This is a genomic window from Chryseobacterium vietnamense (assembly GCF_031454475.1).
Lineage (GTDB): Bacteria > Bacteroidota > Bacteroidia > Flavobacteriales > Weeksellaceae > Chryseobacterium > Chryseobacterium vietnamense.
The window spans coordinates 913,451-939,030 of record NZ_JAVDQX010000001.1; the positions used below are offsets into that span (position 1 = coordinate 913,451).

General features: G+C 36.2%; 17 protein-coding genes and 1 tRNA gene. 12 read left to right on the forward strand and 6 right to left on the reverse strand.

Features of this window, described 5'->3' with window-relative positions; genetic code table 11:
• The first annotated feature begins 504 nt into the window (after nucleotides 1-504).
• From J2786_RS04080 to J2786_RS04115, 8 genes are all read left to right on the forward strand, one after another.
• Nucleotides 505-2,106 carry a T9SS type A sorting domain-containing protein gene (locus J2786_RS04080; protein WP_142017830.1) on the forward strand — a complete coding sequence of 534 codons (1,602 nt, stop codon included), beginning with the start codon at nucleotides 505-507 and terminating at the stop codon, nucleotides 2,104-2,106.
• 7 nt (nucleotides 2,107-2,113) lie between these two features.
• Nucleotides 2,114-5,542, forward strand: coding sequence for a hypothetical protein (locus tag J2786_RS04085; protein ID WP_142017829.1), 3,429 nt, complete (start codon nucleotides 2,114-2,116; stop codon nucleotides 5,540-5,542).
• A gap of 6 nt (nucleotides 5,543-5,548) precedes the next feature.
• On the forward strand, nucleotides 5,549-8,947 hold the full coding sequence (locus J2786_RS04090) for a DUF6443 domain-containing protein (protein ID WP_142017828.1): 3,399 nt from the start codon (nucleotides 5,549-5,551) through the stop codon (nucleotides 8,945-8,947).
• 11 nt (nucleotides 8,948-8,958) lie between these two features.
• Entirely contained in the window at nucleotides 8,959-9,399 is a 441-nt protein-coding gene (locus J2786_RS04095; RefSeq protein WP_142017827.1) for a DUF4265 domain-containing protein, read from the forward strand.
• Nucleotides 9,399-9,782, forward strand: a complete 384-nt coding sequence (locus J2786_RS04100) for a DUF2750 domain-containing protein (protein WP_142017826.1) — start codon at nucleotides 9,399-9,401, stop codon at nucleotides 9,780-9,782. The genes J2786_RS04095 and J2786_RS04100 overlap by 1 nt, the downstream gene beginning before the upstream one ends.
• 157 nt (nucleotides 9,783-9,939) lie before the next feature.
• A complete protein-coding gene (locus J2786_RS04105; RefSeq protein ID WP_142017825.1) occupies nucleotides 9,940-10,575 on the forward strand; it encodes an immunity protein Imm33 domain-containing protein in 636 nt (211 codons plus the stop codon).
• 41 nt (nucleotides 10,576-10,616) lie between these two features.
• Complete coding sequence (locus J2786_RS04110) at nucleotides 10,617-11,192, forward strand: suppressor of fused domain protein (RefSeq protein ID WP_142017824.1); 576 nt, start codon at nucleotides 10,617-10,619, stop codon at nucleotides 11,190-11,192.
• Nucleotides 11,193-11,397: 205 nt separating this feature from the next.
• Nucleotides 11,398-12,579, forward strand: coding sequence for a plasmid recombination protein (locus tag J2786_RS04115; RefSeq protein WP_142017823.1), 1,182 nt, complete (start codon nucleotides 11,398-11,400; stop codon nucleotides 12,577-12,579).
• 350 nt (nucleotides 12,580-12,929) lie between these two features.
• On the opposite strand, the gene J2786_RS04120 is transcribed toward J2786_RS04115, so the two are convergent.
• Entirely contained in the window at nucleotides 12,930-13,310 is a 381-nt protein-coding gene (locus tag J2786_RS04120) for a helix-turn-helix transcriptional regulator (protein ID WP_226798688.1), read from the reverse strand.
• Between the two features lie 232 nt (nucleotides 13,311-13,542).
• Here J2786_RS04120 and J2786_RS04125 point away from each other — a divergent pair, with 232 nt between their 5' ends.
• The 3 genes from J2786_RS04125 (at nucleotide 13,543) to J2786_RS04135 (ending at nucleotide 17,655) form a co-directional block, all read left to right on the forward strand.
• Nucleotides 13,543-14,358, forward strand: coding sequence for an RNA polymerase sigma factor (locus J2786_RS04125; RefSeq protein WP_142017822.1), 816 nt, complete (start codon nucleotides 13,543-13,545; stop codon nucleotides 14,356-14,358).
• Nucleotide 14,359: 1 nt separating this feature from the next.
• Nucleotides 14,360-15,454: a hypothetical protein gene (locus tag J2786_RS04130; protein ID WP_142017821.1), complete on the forward strand. Its 1,095-nt coding sequence runs from the start codon at nucleotides 14,360-14,362 to the stop codon at nucleotides 15,452-15,454.
• Between the two features lie 638 nt (nucleotides 15,455-16,092).
• Complete coding sequence (locus tag J2786_RS04135) at nucleotides 16,093-17,655, forward strand: recombinase family protein (protein ID WP_310024861.1); 1,563 nt, start codon at nucleotides 16,093-16,095, stop codon at nucleotides 17,653-17,655.
• Here the strand turns inward: J2786_RS04135 and J2786_RS04140 are convergent.
• From J2786_RS04140 to J2786_RS04150, 3 genes are all read right to left on the reverse strand, one after another.
• Nucleotides 17,618-17,689: transfer RNA gene (locus tag J2786_RS04140), tRNA-Arg, on the reverse strand. The two genes, J2786_RS04135 and J2786_RS04140, sit on opposite strands and share 38 nt — an antisense overlap.
• A gap of 397 nt (nucleotides 17,690-18,086) precedes the next feature.
• Nucleotides 18,087-19,517: a S41 family peptidase gene (locus J2786_RS04145; RefSeq protein ID WP_052186972.1), complete on the reverse strand. Its 1,431-nt coding sequence runs from the start codon at nucleotides 19,515-19,517 to the stop codon at nucleotides 18,087-18,089.
• A gap of 146 nt (nucleotides 19,518-19,663) precedes the next feature.
• Complete coding sequence (locus tag J2786_RS04150; protein WP_047431132.1) at nucleotides 19,664-20,773, reverse strand: epoxide hydrolase family protein; 1,110 nt, start codon at nucleotides 20,771-20,773, stop codon at nucleotides 19,664-19,666.
• Between the two features lie 345 nt (nucleotides 20,774-21,118).
• Here J2786_RS04150 and J2786_RS04155 point away from each other — a divergent pair, with 345 nt between their 5' ends.
• The gene (locus tag J2786_RS04155) at nucleotides 21,119-21,760 is read left to right on the forward strand and encodes an NAD(P)-dependent oxidoreductase (RefSeq protein WP_047431130.1); all 642 of its coding nucleotides are present in this window, start codon (nucleotides 21,119-21,121) and stop codon (nucleotides 21,758-21,760) included.
• Nucleotides 21,761-21,906: 146 nt separating this feature from the next.
• On the opposite strand, the gene J2786_RS04160 is transcribed toward J2786_RS04155, so the two are convergent.
• Nucleotides 21,907-22,674: a methyltransferase domain-containing protein gene (locus tag J2786_RS04160; RefSeq protein ID WP_047431127.1), complete on the reverse strand. Its 768-nt coding sequence runs from the start codon at nucleotides 22,672-22,674 to the stop codon at nucleotides 21,907-21,909.
• Nucleotides 22,675-22,761: 87 nt separating this feature from the next.
• A complete protein-coding gene (gene uvrA / locus J2786_RS04165; RefSeq protein WP_047433294.1) occupies nucleotides 22,762-25,554 on the reverse strand; it encodes an excinuclease ABC subunit UvrA in 2,793 nt (930 codons plus the stop codon).
• Between the last annotated feature and the right edge of the window lie 26 nt (nucleotides 25,555-25,580).

A 25,580-nucleotide genomic window follows, 5' to 3' on the forward strand; every position in this document is an offset into this window, starting at 1 on the left:
GAAAGTCCTTACGTCCTAACAAAGTTGCTGCTTCGCTCTGTGAGACTTTTGAATCGGTAAGAAATTTTGATTAGATATTATGAGTGTAAGCATATATTAATAATGTTTCTTTATCTTTAAGTACTATTTATTGTACGACTAATTTTATGCTTTTTTATTAATACCATAGATCCATTCGATGGTATTAACTTAAATCATATAGAACAATAACATTAAGTTTAATGTTGTTGTCTTTGTTTTCAAATATAAATGTATGTACAAGTCTATATTCATTATAAATTATAAATACATTTTCCTTTTTTCTTTTTTCTTCAACTGTGTAGTCAACAAAACTTATTATTAATGCGACATAGTTTGACGCCATGCTAATATAGCTTTGTACCATGATCCAATTTTATTTATGCAATACTATATATGTTAAGAAAAATTCATGAAAATATGGGTTTTTTACGGAGTACGTATATTAAGTATTAGCTATATTTTTACACGTCAATTACACAATCAATGAGAAAAATTTATCAGTGTGCATTTATGTTATGCACAATCCTGGGAATATCTGCTCAGGAAGTGGTGTGGCAGAAGGATATAAAATCCTCCACCCAGAATTTTTTAAGCCAGGTTACTACAACCATCGATCAGCAGTATGTGATCACGGGAAGCTCAATTCAGAGCGACAAACTTCTGCAAGCAAATAAGCAAAACAACGGTTATGATTTTCACTTAGTAAAACTAAACCAGCAGGGAGAAGAAGTGTGGGAAAAATATTTTTCCGGGCGGAATCATGATTATCTGTCAGCAACCGTTACTACACAGGATGGTGGAAGTTTGTTAGCAGGTACTTCGTATTCGGGGAAAGGTTTGGATAAGAAAGACGATTCCAAAGGCGGTTCAGATATCTGGCTGATCCGGATCAATGAATTCGGTGATGAATTATGGCAGAAAACGTTAGGAAGCTCTTCCGATGAAGAAGCCAGAGCGGTTATCCAGGCTACTGATTTAGGATTCTTTGTGGTCGGAAACGTACAGAACTCACCCAAAGGATACGGTTCAAAAGATGTTTTAATTACCCGATTAGACAAAAACGGAAAAGAACTCTCCCAATTAATTTTAGGCGGAAAAGGTTTAGATGAATTGGAAAAGATGATTCCAACGAGAGATGGAGGAGCATTACTGGGGATTTATTCAAGGAGTTCTGAAGTAAAGGCGGGAAGCGGGAAGCTGGAGGCTGGAAGCAGTTTGAAGATCGACTCTTATTCCAAGGCTAGTAACAATTACGGTGAAGGAGATTACTGGATCGTAAAACTCGATAAAAACGGAAAAGTAGAATGGGAAAAGAACTTCGGAGGTAAAGGAGATGATCATTTGAGAACCCTGGCACTAACCTCTACGGGTTTTATCATTGGTGGAGAATCCAGATCAGAAAGATCGGGAAATAAAACCGTTGGATTGGAAGAAGGAACAGACCTTTGGCTGATTGCTCTCAATGAAAGAGGTGAAGAGCAGTGGCAGAAATCCTATAATTTCAAGAACAGAGATATTTTGATGGGAATGAGTGTGGTAAGTGGGAGGCTGGAAGATGGAAGCGATAAGTCTAAAGGCATTCTGTTGGGGGGGTACACCCAGGCTGAAGGAAGAATCCAAACCGATGATGAAACCTTCTGGATGCTCTACCTTGATCAGAATGGAAATGAGCAGTGGAGAAAACATGTAAAAGGAGAATCCAGACAAAAAGAAGAAAGACTTTCAGATCTGAAACTCAACAGAGACGGTTCAATTATTCTGGCCGGAACTAGCGCAGAAGAACTGGGTAAAGAAAACTGGAAAATTGTAAAACTGGGCGATAAACAGGTAGACCAGTTAATCGAAAAATACGATATCAAAATCTATCCGAATCCTGTGTCTGATTATGCTTACGTGGAAATCGGATTTGACTTCAAAGATGCTGATATTCTGTTGTACGATATGAGCGGAAGACAACTTCAAAGTATAAAAACCAAAAACAGAGTCACGAAGATCAATACCCAAGCTTTGGTGCAGGGAGCCTATCTGGTGACGATAAAAACTGATACCAATAAAACGGCGAATGCCAAATTAATTAAGAAATAAAAACACAATGAAAAAAAATATAACCAGTTTGTTTTTTTGCTTGTCCCTTGGAACAGCATTAGCACAAACTACAGGAAGCAAATCATCCACCCTTCCGAATATCATCCCACCATCAGCGGAGTCCTATAAACTGGGCTCCTTTGGAAACCTTCCGGTAAGTTTGTTTACAGGAAATGCTAATGTAGATATTCCTGTAACGTCCTTTGCGGCCGGAAATATTACTATTCCCATCAGACTTAATTATTTTTCCAATGGAATCAAAGTAGATGATATGAACGGTTCTACTGGACTCGGTTGGACTATGGTTTCAGGAGGAGTGATTACACGAGTCATCCGTGATCTTCCGGATGAAAACAATCTATCTAATGTTTCTATTCCGACCAATTTTGATGATATAGGGCCTAATAATCCTATTGCCATGCAATTTTTTCAGGATGCTTCCAATGATAATGTAGATACAGAGCAGGATTTATATATGGCTAACTTTGGTGGAATGCAAATCAAATTTGTGTTTGACAAGAAAGGAATTCCTGTTATTTATTCTCAAAAAGATGTCATTATTGAAGGGGTGAGCGGTGGAGATTCATTTACCATAACTGTTGATAATGGAACCAAATACTATTTTACAGATAAAGAATCCACTTCCAACCGTACTGCTGGTGCAGGACATTCTTTGATCAGTATTTCTACCACAGCCTGGTATCTGACAAAGATTGAAGATATCTCTACCGGAGAAACTGTATTTATTGAAAATGTGGATGGCGGATATACAGCCACCATGAGCCAGTCACAGACTTTATCCTATACGAGCCCTAATGGAGGACCTATGTTGTCTTCCTGCGGAAACCCTGCATTTATCAGATACCCGCAGGTCAGCGAACTGATAAGCCACAACCAGACGGTCAATGGTAAGCAGATTAAAAGAATATACAGTAATAACCCTTCCTATGGCGAAATTATATTTGATTACTTCCAGTCTGGAGGAAGTGCGGATTACAAGCGATTGCAAAAAGTCACCAAAAAGATCAATAATAGTATTATCAATGATGTTACCTTAAATTATACCTTAACCTCTAATAACCGATTGTTTCTGAATTCTGTTTCTGATAGTGTGGCAGGCAGTGTATACAGTTTTCAATATAACCAGCCTGACCAATTCCCACCCAGACTTTCATTCGGCAGGGATGACTGGGGGTATTTCAATGGCGCTACAAATAATACCAATCTGATCCCTTCAATTATAGAAATCATAAATTGGAGCGGCTACCAATCTTCTATGAGAAGTGTTAATCCTTCTAAAACATCTATCGGAATACTGCAAAAGATTACGTATCCGACTAAAGGATATTCAGAATTTTTCTACGAAAATAATACATCCGTAGAAAAGAATGTTGTGCTTATTCCTGAAAAGAAAACGGGTGTTCAGATTGGAGCAGAGAAAGGAAGCAGCGGTCCGCAGGTAACTAATTCAACTACGTTTATACCCGTTAAAAATGAGGAGATCACCATAGGTGGAGGAGCATGGTTCAATAGTGATGCTTGTGATTCCCAATGGGAGGTTGCCGGTAAACACCGAGCTGTTGCTAATCTTAAACGTGCCAATGGAGAAAGTGTTACGCTATATCAAAAAACATCCAGTGGCATGATGACAAGCCCAACCACTTCCCTTACATTTCCCTCCCCCTATGCCTATTATGCAATGGTTTCCAAAAACGAAGTACTCACTCTAAATCTTACAACACTTTTTCTCTGCGTACAGGCAGAGGCAGCAGCAAGCTATACTGAAGCGCTTGAAGTAAGAGGAGACAGAGAGGTACCTATTGGTGGGTTAAGGATTGCTAAAATTGTGGACACTACCGAAAACGGAGTGGCTTCGACCAGAAATTTTGTTTACCATGATCTGGGTGAACAGAATACAGAAGCTACTGTATTAAGAGAGCCTCAATTTGAAGAACAGCTGTACTATACAAGGACATGTAGTACCACTCCTAATCCGGGGAATAATGGCGGAGGCTTTCCCACTGGAGTAGAGAGGTTCCCATACTATACCATCACTTCAACCAATATCAATCAGCTCTTTGCTACCCATCCCAATGTATTTTATAAAACGGTACAGGAAATTGTAGAGGGAAAATCAAATATCATCCATTATTATTCAACAGAGTCGGATGATTTTGGTAAAGTGATCTATGGAAACAATATCAGAAACTCTGTGCTGACCAATTTTGGATGGAATAACGGAAAAGAGAAACTGACAAAATATTTGGACAGCGGAAATAATCTGGTTCGTACAGTTGAAATGAACTATGAAGAGGATGACAGCCGCAAATATCAGGTAGATGGTTTTTCGATCAGAAAAAATTATGATAATCCGGTTTCGCAAAATGTAACAAGAACCTGCACAGCAGAGGATGTTGTAAGAACTATGGATTACACCTATTGTAGTGCCAGCCATTCACATCACTATACAGCATTTGACGGATATAAAAACTGCATTAATCCCGGAGCTAATAACCAAACTGCCACTTATAAAGATATTTGTTTCGGGCAAGGTATAGGAACAGTAATGACTTATGCTGATCAACTGGATAATCTTGACATTATGCAGTATAAGAATATTTCCCGTTTTGAGTACCTGAAATCTCAGAAAGCGATAGATTACCTGAACGGGACTGCCATGAAAACGGAAACCCAGTATTTCTACGCCCATCCCAAACATCATCAACTGACCAGTGAGAAAACGATTTTCCCTGATCTGACTTCTGCGGGCAAAACATATCAGTACGCCCATGAGAAAAACAACCAGCTGATGATTGGTAAAAACATGGTGGGTATTCCATTGGAAACCCAGACACAGCAGACGGCAAACAGCATCACCAAAGTGACTTCCAGGGAAGAAACTATTTATCCAACGGCTCTGCCTCACGCAGTTACCGGAAACTTAATGCTTCCTCTGTCTGAATATTCGTATGATACTTTAAACCCTACTGTTTCCTCTAAGGATGTCACGTATGAAAAATATGATGAAAAAGGAAATATTCTTCAATACAGGGAGAAAGACGGTACTCCGGTAAGTATAGTTTGGGGATATAACAAAACCAGACCGATTGCAAAAATTGTAGGTGCACTATATAGCCAGGTAGAAGGGATGATCAGTACTATTGTAACCAAATCCAATGAAGATGCTGTTGATCCCACCAAAGAAGCTGAACTCTTATTGGCTCTGGATGCTTTTCAGCCCGTTGGAATGACGACCAAATATACCTATAATCCTTTGGTAGGGGTAACGACCATAACACCCCCATCAGGAAAAAGAGAACTTTATGTTTATGATACTGCTAATCGATTGAAACAGGTTCAGGTAAGGGAAAGAGACAACGCTGGAACGTACAGCTATAAGGTCGTTAAAGAATTCAAGTATAACTATAAGCAGTAAACACAAATGAAAAAAATAAAATTTTTAGGTCTGCTGTTTACAGCGATGATGACCTATGCACAAAGCACAACCGAAAATTACATCCAATCTAAAACCTGCCTGAGTGGTGATTGCAGTAAGAAAACTGAAACTATTACCTATTTTGACGGCTTGGGACGACCTAAGCAGATTGTTAGTGTAAAAGCTACCACTACCGGAAAGGATCTGGTGACTCCTATTACGTATGATGGGTTTGGAAGACAGGTTAAAGATATTCTTCCTGTTCCTGCCAATACTCTCAATTCTGCCATTCATACCGGGATTATGAATGAAACTGTGGCTAATTCTTATTACGGTGTCACCAATGCGTATACAGAAAAAGAGATTGAAAATTCTCCATTGGACAGGGTAAAACAAGTAGCTCAGCCGGGTGAACCATGGAAAATGGCATCCGGACATACCCAAAAGCTTAAATATGAAGTAAATCAAGGCTCAGAAGTAAAGAAATTTATCACCAATACAGTAACTACAACGGTAGGAACAGATAAAAAAACTGTTTCCTCTGTATACATAGTTCCAGGCAGTGAATTTTATGGTGCTGGAACATTATATAAAAATTCGGTAACCGATGAAGATGGAACTCCGGTTATCCAGTTTCAGAACGGACGTGGTGAAACGGTGCTGGTACGTCGGACGGACGGAACACAAAACGTTGATACCTATTATGTCTATAATGAATACGGACAAAAAGCATTTGTAATTCCCCCTCTGGCGGTAAAAAAAATTGAGCAAAACAGCAATGTTGTTACCACAGATATTGTAAACACTTTATGTTACCAGTACCGATATGATGGATTGGACAGGCAGGTTGAAAAAAGACTGCCTGGAAGAGACGATTGGGAATCTGTGGTGTACGATGCTGCCGACCGCCCGGTGCTTACCCAGGATGTGAACCTGAAGAATAAAGGGCTGTGGCTGCTGACCAAGTATGATGCATTTGGTCGCGTTGCCTATACCGGACTTATTACAGGTGGAGAAAGAGCTTCAATGCAAAGTCCACTTGCTTCTCAGGTGGTCAGTGAAAGCCAGACAGCCAATGGGTTTGATAAAAATGGCTTCATTGTATATTACACCAATAATTTTCTGTCCGGCTTTACGACGCTTTTAACGGTTAATTACTATGACTCTTACCCAAGGGATACTAAAGAGTTTCCACCTGCAAAAATCCTTGATCAATATGTAGTGAACGAAGACAGGGCTCTGAACGGAGGTGCCAATACCCAAGGTTTGTCAACAGCAGCTTATGTAAAAAACATTGAAGATGATAACTGGACGAAAACCTATTTCTACTACAACACTAAAGGGGAAAAAGTAAGTGAAAAAAGCTGGAATCATTTAGGGGGGTATACTAAAAAGGAATTTAAACTTGATTTTTCCGGCGCGGTAGATGAAAGCTATACTTATCACAAAAAAGGAAGTGCAGATGCGGAGGTGTTTATCAAAGAAAGATTTGTATATGATGACCAGAAAAGACTGCTGAAGCTCTATCATAAGGTGAACAGTCTAACAGAAGAACTATTAGTAGAAAACACATACAATGATCTGGGACAGCTTACCAATAAAAAAACAGGAAATACTACAGGTACTCCTTTACAGTCTATAGACCAGACTTACAATATCCGAGGTTGGCTATCGAAAGTGAATGATCCGACTAACCTAAATGGAAAACTTTTTGCCTATGAGCTTAAATACCATAATCCTGTTTATTCGGAGGTTTCTACCGGAAAATACAATGGGAATATTGCAGAAATAGACTGGCAGGCTGCTGATGGTGGGATGCTTAGAAGATATAATTATCAGTACGATGGATTGGACAGGCTCAAAAATGGAATTTATTCTGAACCCAATGCAGCCCTTCCAAAGAATAACTATTTTAATGAAAGTCTTACCTATGATGTAAATGGTAATATCCAAAGTCTGAAAAGAAATAGATTGTTGCAAAATTTTGGAGCAGAGCAGATTGACGATCTCACCTATACTTATACCGGAAACAGGGTGAATACGGTAAGTGATGCTACAAGTAACTATGCCGGCTATCCGGCTTCTGTATCAACCGCAATTCCTTATGATGGCAACGGAAATATGATTACCCATGAGGATAGGGGGATGCTCCAGATAGACTATAATTATCTTAATCTTCCCAACTATATAAAATTTAATAAATTATATAATACACATGATTTTGAGACCTACAATGTCAATACAAAATACCTGTATAATGCTGCCGGAGCCAAACTGAGAAAAGTCTATACCTATGGAACAGGAAGAGGACAGACGGAAGCCGTCAGCAAAACTGATTATCTGGATGGATTTCAATATACTGATGACATATTAAGCTTTGTTCCTACTGCAGAAGGCTATTATGACTTTGTTAAAAATCTGTATATTTACAACTATACTGATCAGGTAGGAAACATCAGACTGGCGTATTATAAAGATGCTTCCGGAAGCCTGAAAATAGACAGGACCAATCATTACTATCCTTTCGGGCTTGAGTTTGGGGGAGATCTAAATATTAATGGTACAGTAACCCCAAGCTATAGATACTCTACACAAGGACAGGAAAATCAGATTGACACTAAATGGAGTTCTTACAGATGGAGGAACTATGATGCCGGAATGGCGAGGTTCTTTAATGCTGATCCATTAAGTGAACAGTACGACTATCAATCACATTATAATTTCTCAGAAAACAGAGTTGTTGATGCAAGGGAACTGGAAGGCTTGGAGGCTAAAAAGGTTAATGAGGTTAGTCTTCCAAGTGATCCTGTAGAATTTGCGGAGATGATTGGCGGAGGTATTAATAGTCTAAGGGCTGCTGTTTCCAATAATGTGGTGAGAACAGCAAACTTTTTCTCGAATGATGCTGTAAGGAATAAATATGTAGTTGATGGAGATGGTGGACTGACTTTGCTTACAGGGGTTCCTAAGGAATCCTTCAAAGAAAAAGTGGCAAATGGAGCCCTTGATTGGGGTACTATTGCCCTATCCATTGGAGGTGGGCCTGAAGGAATGTTGACAGTACAAGGAGGAAAAGTTCCTGCTTTAAGAGCTTTCGAATCAGTTAAAGCAATTCAAAAGAATGAAGCAAGAGCAGCAAGACTTAATAAGATTGGAAGAGAAGGTAAGGATTTCACAAAGGCAGGTAAACAAGTCGTTATCAAAAAGTCTGAATTAAAGTATGGAAAAGTAAAATGTGAAATGTGTGGTATTGAAACTACACCAGCAAAGCAGTCTAAAAAAGGTGTAGTTCCTGAGAAGACTGAAACTCAGGTAGATCATATAAAAAGAAAAAGAGAAGGAGGAAGAGGAAACCCAGATAATGGACAGGTATTGTGTAGAGGTTGTAATTTAGATAAACATTAAAAATTAGTAAAATGGAAAATAAAGTAACAGTTGTGTACTACGATGTTAATCAAGAGATAGCTGAAGAAAAGCTGTGGGTCGAAAAGAAAAGTGATTTGGAATATCAAATAAAAAACATACCCTTTTTTGCACCGAATTTAGCATATGATGATATTATCTCGGTTGAGAATGATGAAGGAGAGTTATATTTTGAGGATCTAATTCAAGCTTCAGAACATAGTACTATACAGATTGTATTTTTTAATGAGGAAAAAATAAAAAATGTAACAAAGGCTATTGAAGAAATGGGTTGTTCATGGGAAGGAATAGATGAACAGAAAATCATTGCAGTAGATATTCCATCATCTATTGATTATGCCGGTATAAAGTCTTTTTTTGAGAAAATGCTTGCTGAAAATACTCTTGATTATAAAGAAGCATGTCTTTCTGAAACGCATTTAAGTACACTCTAATGAATCAACAAGAGATTGAAAGTGTTATTGCTTTAGAGCCGAAAGAGAGGTATAAGTACTTTATAAAAAAAGTAGCTGATTCTGAGATTTTTTATACTCTCACAGACGATACTGGAGATTACGTAGTATCAAAAATTGATGACGAAGAATTATTTCCTTTATGGAGTGCGAAGGAATATACAGAACTTTGTAAGGTTAATGGATGGGAAAATTGTCAAGTTAAAAAGCTGGACTTGGATGATCTTGAAGATGAAATTATTGATTTTATTGCTGATCATGGTTATTTAATTAATGTCTTTCCAGTTTTTGATAAAACTGGATTCGTGGTTGATCTAACAGAGTTCTCTAAGGATTTGAGTGAGGAGTTGAAGAATTATGGATAAGTAAGATATTAATACTAACTATCTGAAATTTAAGCATAATTGAATATCCAGAACTATGGAAATACTTAAACTATTAAGTTAATAATTAAAGAAAGTGTCTTAGAATAGACACTTTCATTTTAAGATTATCTTAAAAAAGTAGAGTTAATTAAAAAATATGATAAGATACAAAGGAATTGAAATAATCGTAAATGATAATACTTATGTTGAAACTAAAGGGCTAAATACTTATCTGGATAAAGAAATAAGAGTTGTAATTGGTGAAAATCAACCCGAAAATTATATAGAGGTTAGTAAATATATTATAGATTATATTGTAGATAGTAAACCTGCTATTTCTGAAAACCAAAATATCGGCTATTATTCATGGCTTTTACAATTTAGATGGGATGAAGATAACTGCTATGATCTATATGAGGCAAACTCTGACGGTAGTAACTTTAATAAAGGTTGTGATACGGCAATATCAGTTGTTAGGCAACAAAGTGAAGCATGTTGGCAGCAGAATCTTATTCCTCTCTTTCCAAACTTCAATCAATCAGTTGTCATATCAGATGGTGTTTACGAAGGAAAGGATATTGAAGGAATCAGATATGATTCGCCTCAGGACGAAAGTGGTTGGTATCTTATCACAGACGACTATAATGACGATATTAAATCATTGAAAATGGTTCATTTTTATCATGTTGCTTTTGCTCGTCCTGATATTTTACAATACTTGGCAATACCTTTCGGATACAGATTTATAATGAAAAACGGAAATATTGAAATACATAAGGATGAAGAAGAATAATTCTCAATTTAAAACTAAAATTCATTTTTGAGAAAATCCCGATGGAAAACAAAAATTTGGCTAATTATATTACAAATATTGTTGGTATTAATAAAATAATTGATCGTCATTATGACAAAGAAAAAAAGAATTTTATCGATATTTTCACCTGTGATGATCCTCTTTATCCTAGAATAAAAATTTGCGGTACGATAGGAATATCTGATCACCCCAATAAAATTGAAATGAATAATAATAGCTTTAAAGACATTCCAATAGAGCTTTTAATTGGTGGATACAGAGAATTCAAAATGTTGTCAAATATTCTATCCAAAGCAGGATTTTATATTACTAATAATGGGTGGGAATGCCAACCAGGTTCAGTATTTATGAGAATTGTTGAAATGTATTTTGAGACTTCTGAAATGAAACATATTATGTTTACATCACCATTTTTATGGGAGGACAAATTACAACCACTAAAACTTGAAACTAAAACAGTACATTGGCTTTTGTGTATTCCTATTTCTGATAAAGAACTCGAATATAAGATGGAAAATGGTACATCTGCATTAGAAGATATATTTCAGGAAAAAGATATTGACATATTTGACATCAATAGAAAGTCTGTTATATAAACATTATCTATTCTGTTTAATTCTAATGATATTAATGGTATTGATTCAATACCATAAATATTTATACAGTACTTTATCAATTAGGTAGGAAAAATCAGCTATAAATCCACATCTGCATGATGTGGATTTATTTTTTAATTTGTTTATTAAGCCAATGAGTGAAAATCGAAGCCCCATAAGTCTTATTATCTAAAGATAATGATTAGTGAACTATTTTATTGTCGTGAAAACATCTATCAATTTTAAGGCTGTGAAAACAGGTTCCGAAGCGCACAATTTGAGAAGAAAAACCTTCGATTATATAAAAAAGGATCTTACCGGAAAAAATGAGTATTGGGTAGAAAATAAAATTCCAGATAGGCTTAAATCAATAGAAGCCTACTGTAAGGAAAAATCCGGCAGGAAATTACAGAAAAATGCATTGCCAATTCGTGAAGCTGTAGTCGTAATTAAAGAAAATACAACAATGCAGGATTTGCATAAGCTTTCTAAAAGGCTTGAAGAAGAGCTGAGAATAAGAATTTTTCAAATTGCCATTCATAGAGATGAAGGACATTATGATAAAGATTCTAAAGAATGGAAACCCAATTATCACGCTCATTTAGTAGCCGACTGGCAGGATTTAGAAACTGGAAAAACATTGAAGCATCAATCCTTTCACTATTCAAAAATGCAGGATATTACGGCTGAATGTCTGGAAATGGACAGAGGTGTTTCAGGTTCTAAAGTACGTCTTGAAGCCATAGAATTTAAAATTCAAAAAAAAGAAGAAGAACTTTTGTTGCTAAACAATAGAATAACTGAGATAAAAGCAACGCTCAATTCTAAAAGGTTTAAAGATCTTATTGTAAAAGAAAATGACTTTCTAGGCTTTACTAAGATCAAAACAGATAAAACGATTGAAAACTACGAGAGAGTTTTTAAGTCATATAATACAGAACTGCTTAAAAATAAAGAAATTCTTCAATCCAAAACTAAAATAATTACTGAGCTTCAACAAAAGAATATCGAGTTAATCAAAGAAGTATCAATATTAAAAAACAAACTGTCATTTATTTTGTCTAACGTTACCGAATATACGAACGAAAAGGAGATTTATTTCAATTCAGTGAAGGATACCATTATAAAAGCCATACGGTTTGAAAAATTTAAACAGCCAAAATTATTCGATACAACTAAGGGAAAAATTATAACAATACTTGACGTTATTTGTAAACAAGTTTCTGAAAAAAATAATATTCCTTTTTCATCACTGGAAGAGGTATTTAAAAATCCTGACAGCAGCTTAGAAATCTTTTCCTTATTGAGCATTGGTGATCATAGAATGCAATATAATACTGAAGATATCCCGGTTCAGCAAAAAAGAAAAAAGATAAAGAGGTCATAAGAAGGACTGCAAAAATTCATAAAAGAAAACAAAGGTATTGTTTCAGATTTTTAAAAGACAAGTTCAGGTCCAAAGGATATGATAAAAAATCTCCACCTTACAGGTAGTATTTTTTATCATAAACTTGCTTTTTAAAATCTTTTATAATGAATTTTGGCTTTCTTTTTTTCCTTTTTCTTTTGAAAATATAATTAGTTGTCGAGGAATTAGTTTTGTAGCTCCAAATTCTTTGGAAAAATACACATCCACAGGATTATTTTTTCCTTGAGAATCATATAAAGACCTTATTTCTTTAAATCCCAAATACTCTCATCTTATAAAAAAATGTTCAAGAGTAATTTTCTATTCTCTTATGCTTCAAAATCAAAAAAGTCTTTTAAAGAAATTCCTATGAGATGACAAAATTTTGCTATTGTATAAATTGTCAACCCCCTTTTATTGTTTTTACTTTCCCAACGATTTAATATTTGCCTGTCAATTTCGTATTTTTTAGAAAATTCAGATTGAGACAAACCAGTATTCGCTCGAAGAAACTTAATTCTATCAGCAATTTTATTTTTTAGCAATATATCTTCTTCGTTGAGTCCAGCCATAATGCAATTTTGCAAAAAATCATAACTTTTATGTAATCCATTTGGATTACATAAATAATTTTGGTATATTTGTAGATAATATAATGCAATTATTCCAATAGAATTAAAATATTGAGGCAATTGCTTAGAATCTCGCATTAGAAAACTGGTAATTTTTATGTGTACGAGAAGATAAGTAAATTTGCTCACGACCGCGGCGTGGGCTCTCTTATCGTACACGGGTATACCAGTGCCTCTAATGCTATAAGTTGAGTTCCACGCCTTTCTTTTGGGCAAAATGTGGTGAGTTAGTATTATGGGTGATGTAGTGAATTAATCTTATTGATCTAAGCAGTTTCTTCCAGCAATAATTTAGCTAAAATATACTGCTATGAAAAGAACAGACTCTGCAACCCGGATATTGAACGATTATCAGCTATATGAACTACTGAAAAAAGGTAATCCGACCTCTTTAGAACATATCTATTTACGTTACAAAAGACTTCTTTTCTGGATTGGAAAACAAATGCTTGAGGATGATTTTGTAGTGGAGACACTTGTGCAGGATACTTTCCTTAAACTCTGGTTACACCGTGATTCTATTGAAACTCCCAATCATATTCTTGGCTTTTTACGGTTTGTTTTGAAAAGAGACTGTATATCTTATTTCAATGCTCCAAAAAATAAATTCACCCGCTTAGTTGATTCCCTTGAACGTTTTGAGAATTATCAGGATTATCTTATCGGTTATGATCCCATGCAAGATAAAGAGCATCTTATCCGTCAGGAGTCCGATCAAAAAGATTTTGATGAAGTTAATAGGGTTTTAAATGTAATAAGTCCCAAAAGAAGACACTTGATTAAGCTTTGCCTTGAATATGGATTTCAGTACAAATCCATTGCGGATGCAATGGGCAGCAGTGTGACTGCCATAAGTAATGAAGTAAACAGAGCGATAGATGATCTTCGGAAAATTCTTAATAGAAGTTCTTTTGAACAGCCACAGGAAAAAGCTTTCGATAACAAGGAACAGTCAGAAAAACTCAGTAGTCAACAACTTGATATTTTGAAAAGAAGGGTCGAACAAAAATCTTCTTTCATAGTAATTGCCAAGGAACTTAAACTTTCTGAAAAGCAGGTCCATCGGGAGTTTCTATATGCTTATCAATATCTACAAAATCGAAATACCTCTCAAATCCTTCTATGAAATGGAAAAATCAACAATTACACTTACCCGAAAAATTCAGCTGTTGATCGATGTTCCTCTCATTGAGAAAAAGGAGGTGTGGGAAAAACTCTACCGTTATCAGAACCGATGTTTCAGGGCGGCTAATTTCATCGTTTCCCATCTATATGTTCAGGAAATGATTAAAGATTTCTTTTATTTCACCGAAGAAATCCAATACAAGCTGGCTGATGCAAACAAAGATCAAATGGGAATATTTACACGTTCGAAAACAAGCACAACGGCACGCACGGTTTTTGACCGGTTCAAAGGAGAAATCCCTACCGATATTCTGGGAAGCCTGAACAATACGATTCAATCCGTTTTCTCTAAGAACAAAGCTGACTATTGGCAGGGCTTAAAATCTTTGAGGAATTTTAAAAAAGATATTCCCATTCCACTTCCGGTTAAATGCATCAGCAAAATGAAGTATGATCCTGAAAAGAAAGCGTTTTGCTTCAATATGTTCGCTATCCCGGTTAAAACGTATTTAGGGAGAGACTTCTCCGATAAACGCCTGATAATGGAACGTTTTTTAAGGGGTGAAATAAAGCTTTGTACATCACAGATCCAACTTAAAGACGGGAAAATCTATTGGCTCGCAGTATTTGAATTTGAAAAAGGAAAATACCTTTTACAACCTGAAATCATCGCAGAAGCTTCCCTGTCTTTGGAGCATCCTATTGTAGCAAAAGCTGGCAATGTGCGAATCAGTATTGGCACAAAAGAGGAGTTTTTATATCGCAGGCTTGCCATTCAGGCAAGTCAAAAAAGGATTCAAGATGGTATAACCTATGCTCGTTCAGGAAAAGGAGCCAAACGGAAACAGAAAGCATTGTATAAAACAGAGAATTTGGAAAGCAGATATGTAAGTCATAGGCTTCATGTGTACAGTCGGAAACTTATAGATTTCTGCATCCAACAGCAGGCAGGAACACTTATTCTTAAAAATCAGGAAGACAAAATCGGTATTGCAAAAGATAATGAATTTGTGCTTCGAAACTGGAATTATTATGAGTTGCAGACCAAAATAAGATACAAAGCTGCAAAAGCAGGTATTGAATTAATTATTGGATAGAAAAAAATAAGAGGGTGCTTGTACACCCGCAGGGTGAGGTCTTGAAACACTCACTAAATACTTACTGTATATACAACGGCGTGGGTTCTTTTTATATGTATGATATGGAAAGAAAATACATAAGAGAAGAAACAAACGCTTTAGAGAAATGTTGGGAATAAAGCAAGAGACTCCACTATTGATTAGATGATAAGTGTAATCAGGAGAAATTTACTTTACCAGAATAAAGGAAGAGATTGATTAAAATTTCTTCATGGCTGTAGATGGATAATAATCCAATTGAAATGTACATAAGGTGGAACCTCCGATTCTTTTGTGGACGGAAAATACTAGCTTTTAAATAAAGCCATTAAAAGACATAGATATTCCTTCAAAGCCGAATAAAATTATTATTCAATTTCGCTAATAATTTTATTTGAAATTTATACAGAGTGTTGGAGGATAAGAAAATAAAAAAAATGCCTATTGAGGAGGTGATAGAATTCTTTCAAAACGAAGGAGTGGAAATAACTGAGGAAGAGGCAGAATTGATCATGGAGTTTCTGTACACTCTTACCTCGGCTGTTATTAGACAGTACTTCGGTTCTGAATAATTTATTTCTAAAGCTATCCTCTAATATTTACTAAACATGAAAATTATGAAGGTAGCAGATTTATACATCCGTGTTTCTACTGATGAACAGGCAGACAAAGGATATTCACAAAGAGATCAGGAGGATCGGTTAAAAAAATATTGTTCATCTAACAATATCTCTGTTGGACAAATAATCTACGAAGACCATTCCGCAAAATCATTTAACCGCCCCGGCTGGATAAGACTTTTAACTACACTTAAAAAGAAAAGTTGTAAGACAAACCTTATTCTATTTACTAAATGGGACCGTTTCAGCCGTAATGCTGGGGATGCATATCAAATGATAAGTACACTTGCAAAATTGGGAATAGAACCACAGGCTGTTGACCAGCCTTTAGACCTTTCTATCCCCGAAAATAAAATGATGCTTGCAATTTATTTGGCAGCGCCTGAAGTCGAAAATGACAGAAGGGCGCTTAACGTGTTTTATGGAATGCGTAGGGCAAAAAAAGAAGGAAGGGTTATGGGAAAAGCACCATTTGGCTATGCTAATAAAAGTAGGGAAAATGGTGAAAAGTATATTGTACTGCAAGAACCTGAAGCATCAGCAATGAACTGGGCTTTTAATGAGATTGCAAAAGGGGTATTGGCCTCTAATCAAATCAGAAAAAGAGTCAATGAATTAACAATTAAAAAGGTGAGCAGAACATCTTTTCATGTGGCAATAAGAAATCCTATATACTATGGGAAAGTATTTTTAGAAAAACACAAAGATGAAGAGGCACATTTTGTAGAGGGTCAGCATGAAGCTTTAATTAGTGAGGAGCTATTCAACAAAGTGCAAGAAATACTGGATGGTAAAAGGAGACTTCAGCGACCTAATACTAAAATTCTTTCCGGTGAGCATTTTCCATTACGGGGTTTTTTGGTATGTCCAAAATGTGGAAAAAATATTACTGCAAGCGCTTCGAAAGGGAGAAATAACAGATACTACTATTATCATTGCAATGCAGCCTGTGGATTCCGCCATAGAGCAGAATTGGTCAATTCGGTTTTTGAAGAAGGATTAAAGCAATTGGAAATGACTGAGCCTGCAAAGAAGCTTATAGAAAAAGTATTTCTGGATAACTATCAGAAGTTTATAAAAGCCCCACAGGATGAAAGAAAGAAGATATCTGATGAGATAGATAGGTTGAATTTAAGGATTTCTCTGGCGAGAAATAAACTGCTTTCTGAAGTAATCACCGATGAAGAATATCTTGAAATAAAAAAAGAATATAAAGAGCAGATTGAAAAACTGGAAACACAATTAAATGATAAGCCGATAGAAAATAAAGTAGATATACCAAAGCTACTAGGAAAAGCATTAGAAACGCTTACAAATATCTGGAAAGTCTATACAGAAGGAGATATTGCAGTCAAGCGACAAATTATCGGTTCGATTTTTCCTGAAAAACTTGAATTTTACAAAAATCATTATCGAACCATAAGAATTAATGCTGTAGCTCACTATATCTTTCAGATTAACAATGGATTATCACAAAATAAAAACAGGAGAAACGATAATTATAATCATTTCTCCTGCTATGTAGCCTCACCAGGAATCGAACCTGGATCTAAAGTTTAGGAAACTTCTATTCTATCCATTGAACTATGAGGCCTGGGTTTGAATCATAAAAATACAAATTATTTAATAATCAGCAATAATACAGGAATGGCGATCGGGGAAAGGATACTTGTATTTTTTGTGCTTTTTGAGAAAGAAAAATTATTTGAAAAGGGTATATGGATAAAAGAATCTGCCCTTTAGAGGCAGATCCAGTAGATAAATACATCTCATTTTTTTAATTAGACAACAATAAAAAGCACAGCCGACAATGCTGTGCTTAAATTTTTATTTCAAATTTAATTGCAATTTCAAGAGTAGTAAGAAAAGCAAATAAAGTTTCCACTTCGATGTTTATTACATAGTAAATGTAGTAATAATTTTAATACGAAATATGAATTTAATGTTAAAATTCACAAGTTATCCACATTTTTTTGTGGATAAGTCTAGGGTTAATTTAAAATCCAGGTTTTTGCCGTCTCAATATCCATGTCCTGACCCTCTTGGGATTCTACCGGAACGTCCGGATCAATTTTCCCATAGTAGACTTTCCCGTTTCGGTCCATTTCATAAGAAGAAGCCAAGGCAAAGCTTTTTCCGTCACTTAATGGATAAATACTGTTGGCCGAAGTGTATCCTGCCGATGGTTTCCCAAAGAGTTTTACATTGCTTTTTCCAATAAATGCAATTGTTGTAGCTTCTCCGGAACTTGCCGTATTCGGGCCTATCAGAACGGCAATTTTAGCCTGTCCGCTTTTAAGGCTATAAGGTTCTGCAATTTTGTTATCACCAAACTTTCTGTCCTTATAAATCCATGGAGATTTTTGGTCTTTATAAACAAAATACCCCAATGTTCCTTCTCCAATCAGGCTTCCGAGACCTCCGATCATAGGATACATATTTCCTCCTGTATTCCCTCTCAGGTCTACAATCCAGCCTTTAATTGTATTTTCAGAGTCCAGCTTTTTAATCATATTGTGGATCTGTAAGGCAAAATCATTTCCAACCTCTTTGTTTAAGGATCCAAAACCGGGAACTGAAATATAGCCAATATTCTGGTCTATCAGTCTTGAATCTGGTTTTGCCTCAATGGTATTGCTTTTCTTTTGCTTTTCTGAACGTTCTTTACCGGAAATAAATGAATGATTATCACCAGCCTGCCTTAGATTTTGCAAAATATACCGTAATGCCGGGGTAGTATCATCAATGGTTTTCATGCCTTTTGAAAGATACTGAAGATTGGTGTCAATATTTTGCCAGTCTAATTTATCTGAAAAGATCGAATTCTTTTTTACAATATTTTTAAAGTCCTGAATATATTTTGCAGATGCTTTTGAAGGCTCTTCATTTGAAAATGGAATTGTATTCATTTCAAAATGGTCAAACCAAACCGTTCCGTTTCCTGAGAATACACCTCCGAGAAGAAGACTCTTTACATTTTTATCAACAGTGAAAACCAAAGAATATTTTGTCCAGTCTTTATTGACGGCTATAGCATTTTGCTGTGATTCTGAATTTCCAAAGTCAATCATTTCTCCATTTTCATCCTTAACCTGAGTCCATAGATTAATTTTTCCCTTCGTATTTTCAGATTTTACATAAGCACTGATTTCTATTTTCTGTAATTTCTGAATGTCAAGAGGAACCTTTTGAGAAAAAGACTGAAAGTTTTTGGCATTATCAGCCTTTCCTGTAAGCTGCATGGAGGCTTTCCCTCCGAAATATTGTGCGTAATCTATTTTCCCTTCGTATGAATCTGCTTTTTTTACATTCCACTGGTTAGGTAATCCATCGGTCATGTTTTCAAAACCGGCATTTTGTATCTGAGCATCCACTGAGCAGAACAGAAATGCTGCTATAATCGTGAAGGACAATTTTTTCATAGTTATTAATTTTGGCTAAAATAAAAAACTTGCCAACAAATATATGCTCCATTAACAAAATTTTAGTAATGCTTTAGAAGGATTAACAGTTTATCATTAAAAGGCCTTGGAGAAAGTAAGGTCTGATTCTACTTTATGAATTGTTTTTACGTAACAGAATAAAAGAATGATCTTAGCTCATCTGCAAATATATGAGGTAATTCCAATGCAGCAAAGTGACCGCCTTCATTCATCTTTTTAAAGCTGGTTACGTTAACAAAACGCTCTGCCCATTCTTTTGGAAACTGAGCTTCGCGGGGAAATACAAGCACTCCCGCAGGAACATTGCTTTTTTGATGAACCTGTGCGCCGCTCCATAAAGCTGCTGCATCTTCTTTGTACATTCTCGCAGAAGATCCTATAGTCTGAGTAACCCAGTAGATCATAATATTGGTCAACAATTCATCTTTTCCTCCGAATGCCGTTTCAATCATTTCAGGAGGAGCTCCTGCATTGGTAAAGCTTATGATCCAGCCTGCAAGACCAATAGGAGAGTCATTAAGGCCATAGGCCAGAGATTGTGGTTTGGTAGACTGTACCATGGCGTATGCACCTTCGCTGTACCACCAGCGCTGGACAAACTGGGCAAATTCCTGTTCAGCTTCACTCATAGTGGCAGGATCTTCCTGACCGGTAGGATAGCCTACGTCTGTAAGGTGAACAGCTTCCAGTACTTCAGGATATTTCGAAGTTAATGCTTTTACCACTCCCATGCCTATATCTCCTCCGGCAGCACAGAATTTTTCATAACCCAGCACTTCAGTCATCAGTTTTTTCCAAAGGTCTGCAACTCTTTCGCTGCTGACCGCAGTTTTATCAGAAAAGCCAAATCCTGGAAGGGAAGGAATAACCAGATCAAAACTCTGTTCTCCTTCTGTAAGTAAGGGAATGATTTTATGAAAACGGTAATAGCTGTCCGGCCAGCCATGAGTGAGAATTAGCGGTTTTGGATTGGGACCTTTTCCCCTCACGTATTGAAAATGAATCAAAATTCCGTCTATCAGAGTGATATATTGGGGATGTTGGTTTAATTGCTGTTCATGCATTCTCCAGTCATAATCGTTAATCCAGTAATGGACCAGTTTTTTCAGATAAGTTTCGTTGGTTCCGTAGTTCCAGCCGGAGTTTTCAGGTTCTCCTGGCCATCGGGCGTTTTGCAGACGGTTTTTTAGATCGGTTATAACCGCTTCGGGGATGTTTACAGTAAATGGTTCCATATTATAATATTTTATTTGGTGTAAGTTTATTTATGGAAAATTCTGATAATAAGAAGGTTATCAAAGTTAAAAACTTTCTCTTTTAATCAATGTTGTCAGAATCATAATTTTTTTGATTTTTTAATGAGGGAAAAAATGTAACTTTAATTCATTAAAATCTCGTTATACATATTACTGTAGTCAGGTTACTTTTTTAACCTGAACATCTTTGGTTCAATTTTCTGAACCCTATACATTTATTATATCATATTTAAAAGCAAAGACAATGTGTTATTTGCTGTATCAAAGGTCCTTAGCGGTTTTTTCTGCTTTTGATTATTGATATTTAATACTAAAAAAATCATTATGAAAACCTATAAAATTGCCGTAATCGGCGGAACCGGAAAATCCGGACAGTATCTGGTACAAAACCTACTTGCGAAAGGATATCAACTTAAACTTTTATTAAGACATCCCGAGAATTTTACCCTCCAAAATCCATTAATTGAAGTTGTACAGGGAGATGCAAGAGATGAAACCGCGATCTATCAATTGATTGAAGGAACTGATCTTGTCATAAGTACTTTAGGTCAACCGAAAGGAGAACGTTCAATATTCAGTGATGCTGCAAAAAATATTATCTCTGTAATGAACCAACATGGGATCACCCGATATATTGTAACTACAGGTTTGAGTGTAACTACATTATCCGATCATAAAAATGAAAGAGTAGAAATGGCTACGGAATGGATGTATCAGAACTATCCTGAAACTACCACTGATAAACAAAAAGAATATGAACTCCTTTTGGAAAGCAACCTCGACTGGACATTGGTAAGACTGCCGCTGATTCATCTTACAGACGAGAATTTTCCAACGGAAACAAGCCTCGCAGACTGCAAAGGTGAAGGTATCAGTGCAGCAGATCTGGCAGCGTTTTTAGCTTCCCAGATTGAAGATTCTGAGTTTATCAGGAAAAGCCCGTTTTTGTATAATCTGAAAGAGTAAAGAATCTATAAAGAAGAAGCTGTCACAATTTTGTCATTCTGAATGAAACGAAGTGTAATGAAGAGTCTCATATCATTGGTTTTAATGAGATTCTTCCTTCGTCAGAATGACAATTGTGGCAGTTTTTTATTGGGTGTTAAGGTTTTCTATTTCTTACGGCCATACATCAGAATGCGCTTAAATGCATAAATAGCCGGATATTTCGTAAACCTTTGGGCTATACGAGATTTAAATTCAGAGATGAAGTTTTCTTTCTGTTCTCCTTCAAGACGTTCTAAATACGGTAACAATGCTGTTCCGGAAATAAAGGTGTATAAAGCCTCGTAATCATCTGCAATAATAGGATATACTTTCTGAAATATTTCTATATCCTGAATTCCGTTATCAAATAATATCTGGGCATAATCGTCCATTGAAAGCACCGGAGAATCACGGTTAAAATAATTTAATTGGGATGCATAAGGCTCCTCATTTACCATTTCCGTTAGAATCTGGTTCAGAATATTTTCTTTCTGAACGGGCATTTGTATGGCTAATTGTCCATTTTGTGAAAGCAGTCCAATGATTTTAGGAAATAAAGTTTCATGATCATCAGCCCACTGTAAAGCGGCATTACTGAAGACAAGATCCCACTTTTGATCAGCCTGCGCTGCTTCTTCAATGCTCTGAAGTTTAAAGTGTAAATGATCGTTTTCAAATTTCTTTGATTTTTCAAGCATTTCTGCTGATGAATCAATTCCCAGGAATGTAGAGCCAGTCAGTTTTTCCGTAAGGATAGAGGTCTGTTCTCCGGTTCCACAGCCTAAGTCAATCGCTTTTATATTGTTTTCGGGCTTAATTAATGCTGCTAAATCATAAAATGGTTTGTAACGTACATCTTTATACTGATCATACAATTCGGGATTCCAGGGCATAAAAATAATTTTGTATTGGGTTAATAAGTTGAATAAAGATAGGTAATCTCAATAAAAAACCGGCTGTTTCAAAACAGCCGGTTTTAGTTATTGTTCTAATTTTTCTTTGATATATTTTGCCGTATAGGACTTTTTATTTTTCGTCAGATCTTCAGGTGTTCCTGCAAACACAACTTCTCCACCGTGTTTTCCTGCTTCCGGGCCTATATCAATAATATAATCGGCACATTTGATAATGTCAGGCTGATGCTCAATAACAATCACCGAATGTCCAAGATCAATCAGTGCCTGTAATGATTTCAATAATTTCTGAATATCATGGAAGTGAAGCCCTGTGGAAGGTTCATCAAAGATGAATAATGTCTTGTCTGTTGTAACCCCTTTTACCAGGAATGAAGCCAGTTTCACACGCTGTGCCTCACCACCGGAAAGGGTAGAAGAGCTCTGTCCCAGCTGCAGATAGCCTAAACCTACTTCCTGTAAAGGTCTCAACTTCGTTACGATCTTCTCTTCATTATTATCTTTAAAGAATTCCAATGCTTCATCTACGGTCATATGAAGAATATCAGAGATGTTTTTCTCATCAAATCTCACTTCAAGGATTTCATTTTTGAATCGTGTTCCTTTACAAACTTCACATTCAAGCTCAATGTCTGCCATAAACTGCATGGAAACATTGATCACTCCTTCTCCTTTACATTCATCACATCTTCCGCCATCTACATTGAAAGAGAAATGTTTAGGTTTATAACCCATCATTTTAGCCACTTTCTGCTTGGCAAAAAGATCACGGATGTCATCGTAAGCTTTTAGATAAGTTACAGGGTTTGAACGGGAAGATTTTCCAATCGGGTTCTGATCAATCAATTCAATATTTTTGATCAGTTTTTTTGGAAACTCAACAGAATCATAATCTCCTTTTTTACCACCCATTCCCAGTTGAATCTGGATATCATTGGTAAGGATTTCTTTCATCAAAGTAGATTTTCCGCTTCCTGAAACTCCTGAAATGACAACCAGGCTTTCCAAGGGAACGTCTACGTCAATATTTTTAAGGTTATTCTGACGGGCTCCTTTAATATGAATCCATTCTTTTCCTTTTCTTCTTTTCTTCGGAACTTCTATTTCAAGTCTTCCGGTAAGATATTCTGAAGTAAGCGTGTTTGCTTTTTTCAGATCTTTATAATCTCCTGCAAATACCAGTTCGCCACCAAGATAACCAGCTTCCGGACCGATATCAATAATATAATCCGCAGCTCTCATTACATCTTCGTCGTGTTCTACTACAATAACGGTATTTCCTAGATCACGAAGGTTTTTCAATACTTCGATCAGGTTTTCTGTATCTTTAGAATGCAGTCCGATAGAAGGCTCATCCAGGATGTAAATAGAACCTACCAAAGAACTCCCTAGGCTGGTTGCCAAGTTAATTCTCTGACTTTCTCCTCCCGACAACGTATTGGATGTTCTGTTTAATGTTAAATATCCTAATCCTACCTTTAATAAAAATTCCAGACGGGTCGTGATTTCGTAGATCAGTCTTTTGGCGACTTCCTTGTCATGATCTGACAGTTTTAATCCATTGATTACCGGAGCAAGTTCATCCAAAGGAAGTTCAATCATGGACTGAATATTGTGTCCGTCTACTTTTACCCAGCTTGTTTCTTCACGAAGTCTCAATCCTTCACACGTTGGGCAAAGGGTTTTTCCTCTGTAGCGGGAAAGCATTACTCTGTACTGGATCTTATAAAGGTTTTCTTCAAGCATTTTGAAGAAATTATTGATGCATGGGAAATTACTCCTGCCGTCACCTTTCCAAAGGAAGTTTTTCTGTTCTTTTGTTAATTGGTGATAAGGTTTGTGGATAGGGAAGTCACCAGCTTTTTTGATGAAATCCTTTTTCCATTCGCTCATCGTTTCTCCTCTCCAGCAGACAACGGCATCTTCGTAGATGGATAATGTTTTATTAGGAACTACAAGATCCTCATCAATTCCGATTACTTTTCCGTATCCTTCACATGCCGGACATGCTCCGTATGGGTTGTTGAAGCTGAAAAAATGAACGTTGGGTTCAAGGAATTCCATTCCATCCAGTTCGAACTTATTAGAGAATTCTTTTACTTTTTCAGTATCGGTGTTCTTTAATGAACAATATCCACGTCCCTCATAGAATGCCATTTGAATAGAATCTGCAAGTCTTTGTAAAAAGCTTTCGTCTTCCTCGTATGAGAAACGGTCAATCACAAGATTGATAGTCATTCCTTTTTCCGGAGCATAACCAAAACTTTCCAGATCTTCTATCCCTGCTACGTTTCCATTGATTTCAAGTCTTGTGAAACCAGCCAGTTTTAAAACGTTCAGCGTTTCTTTAAAATTGTCAGCATCATATTCAAGAGGAGCGGTCAATAGAAAAGAAGTGTCTTTTTTTGAAGCTTTGATGAAGTCAATCACATCAGAAACTGAATCTTTCTTCACTTCTTCTCCCGAAACGGGTGAAAAGGTTTTCCCGATCCTCGCAAATAAGAGCTTCATATAATCGTAGATCTCTGTAGAAGTTCCCACTGTAGAACGCGGATTTGAAGAAATCACTTTCTGCTGGATGGCAATAGAAGGGGCGAGTCCTTTGATATCATCTACTTTGGGTTTTTCTAATTTTCCCAAAAACTGACGGGCATAAGAACTTAAACTTTCAACGTACCTTCTCTGTCCTTCTGCATAAATAGTATCAAAGGCCAAAGAGGATTTACCACTTCCTGAAACTCCTGTAATAACAATGAGTTTATTTTTCGGAATCAGGACGTCTATATGTTTCAGATTGTTAAGATGTGCATTCTTAACGAAAATCTGTTTTTTTATATCTATTTCTGTTGTGTTAGCCATATTTTTATTCATATAAAGACTGCACA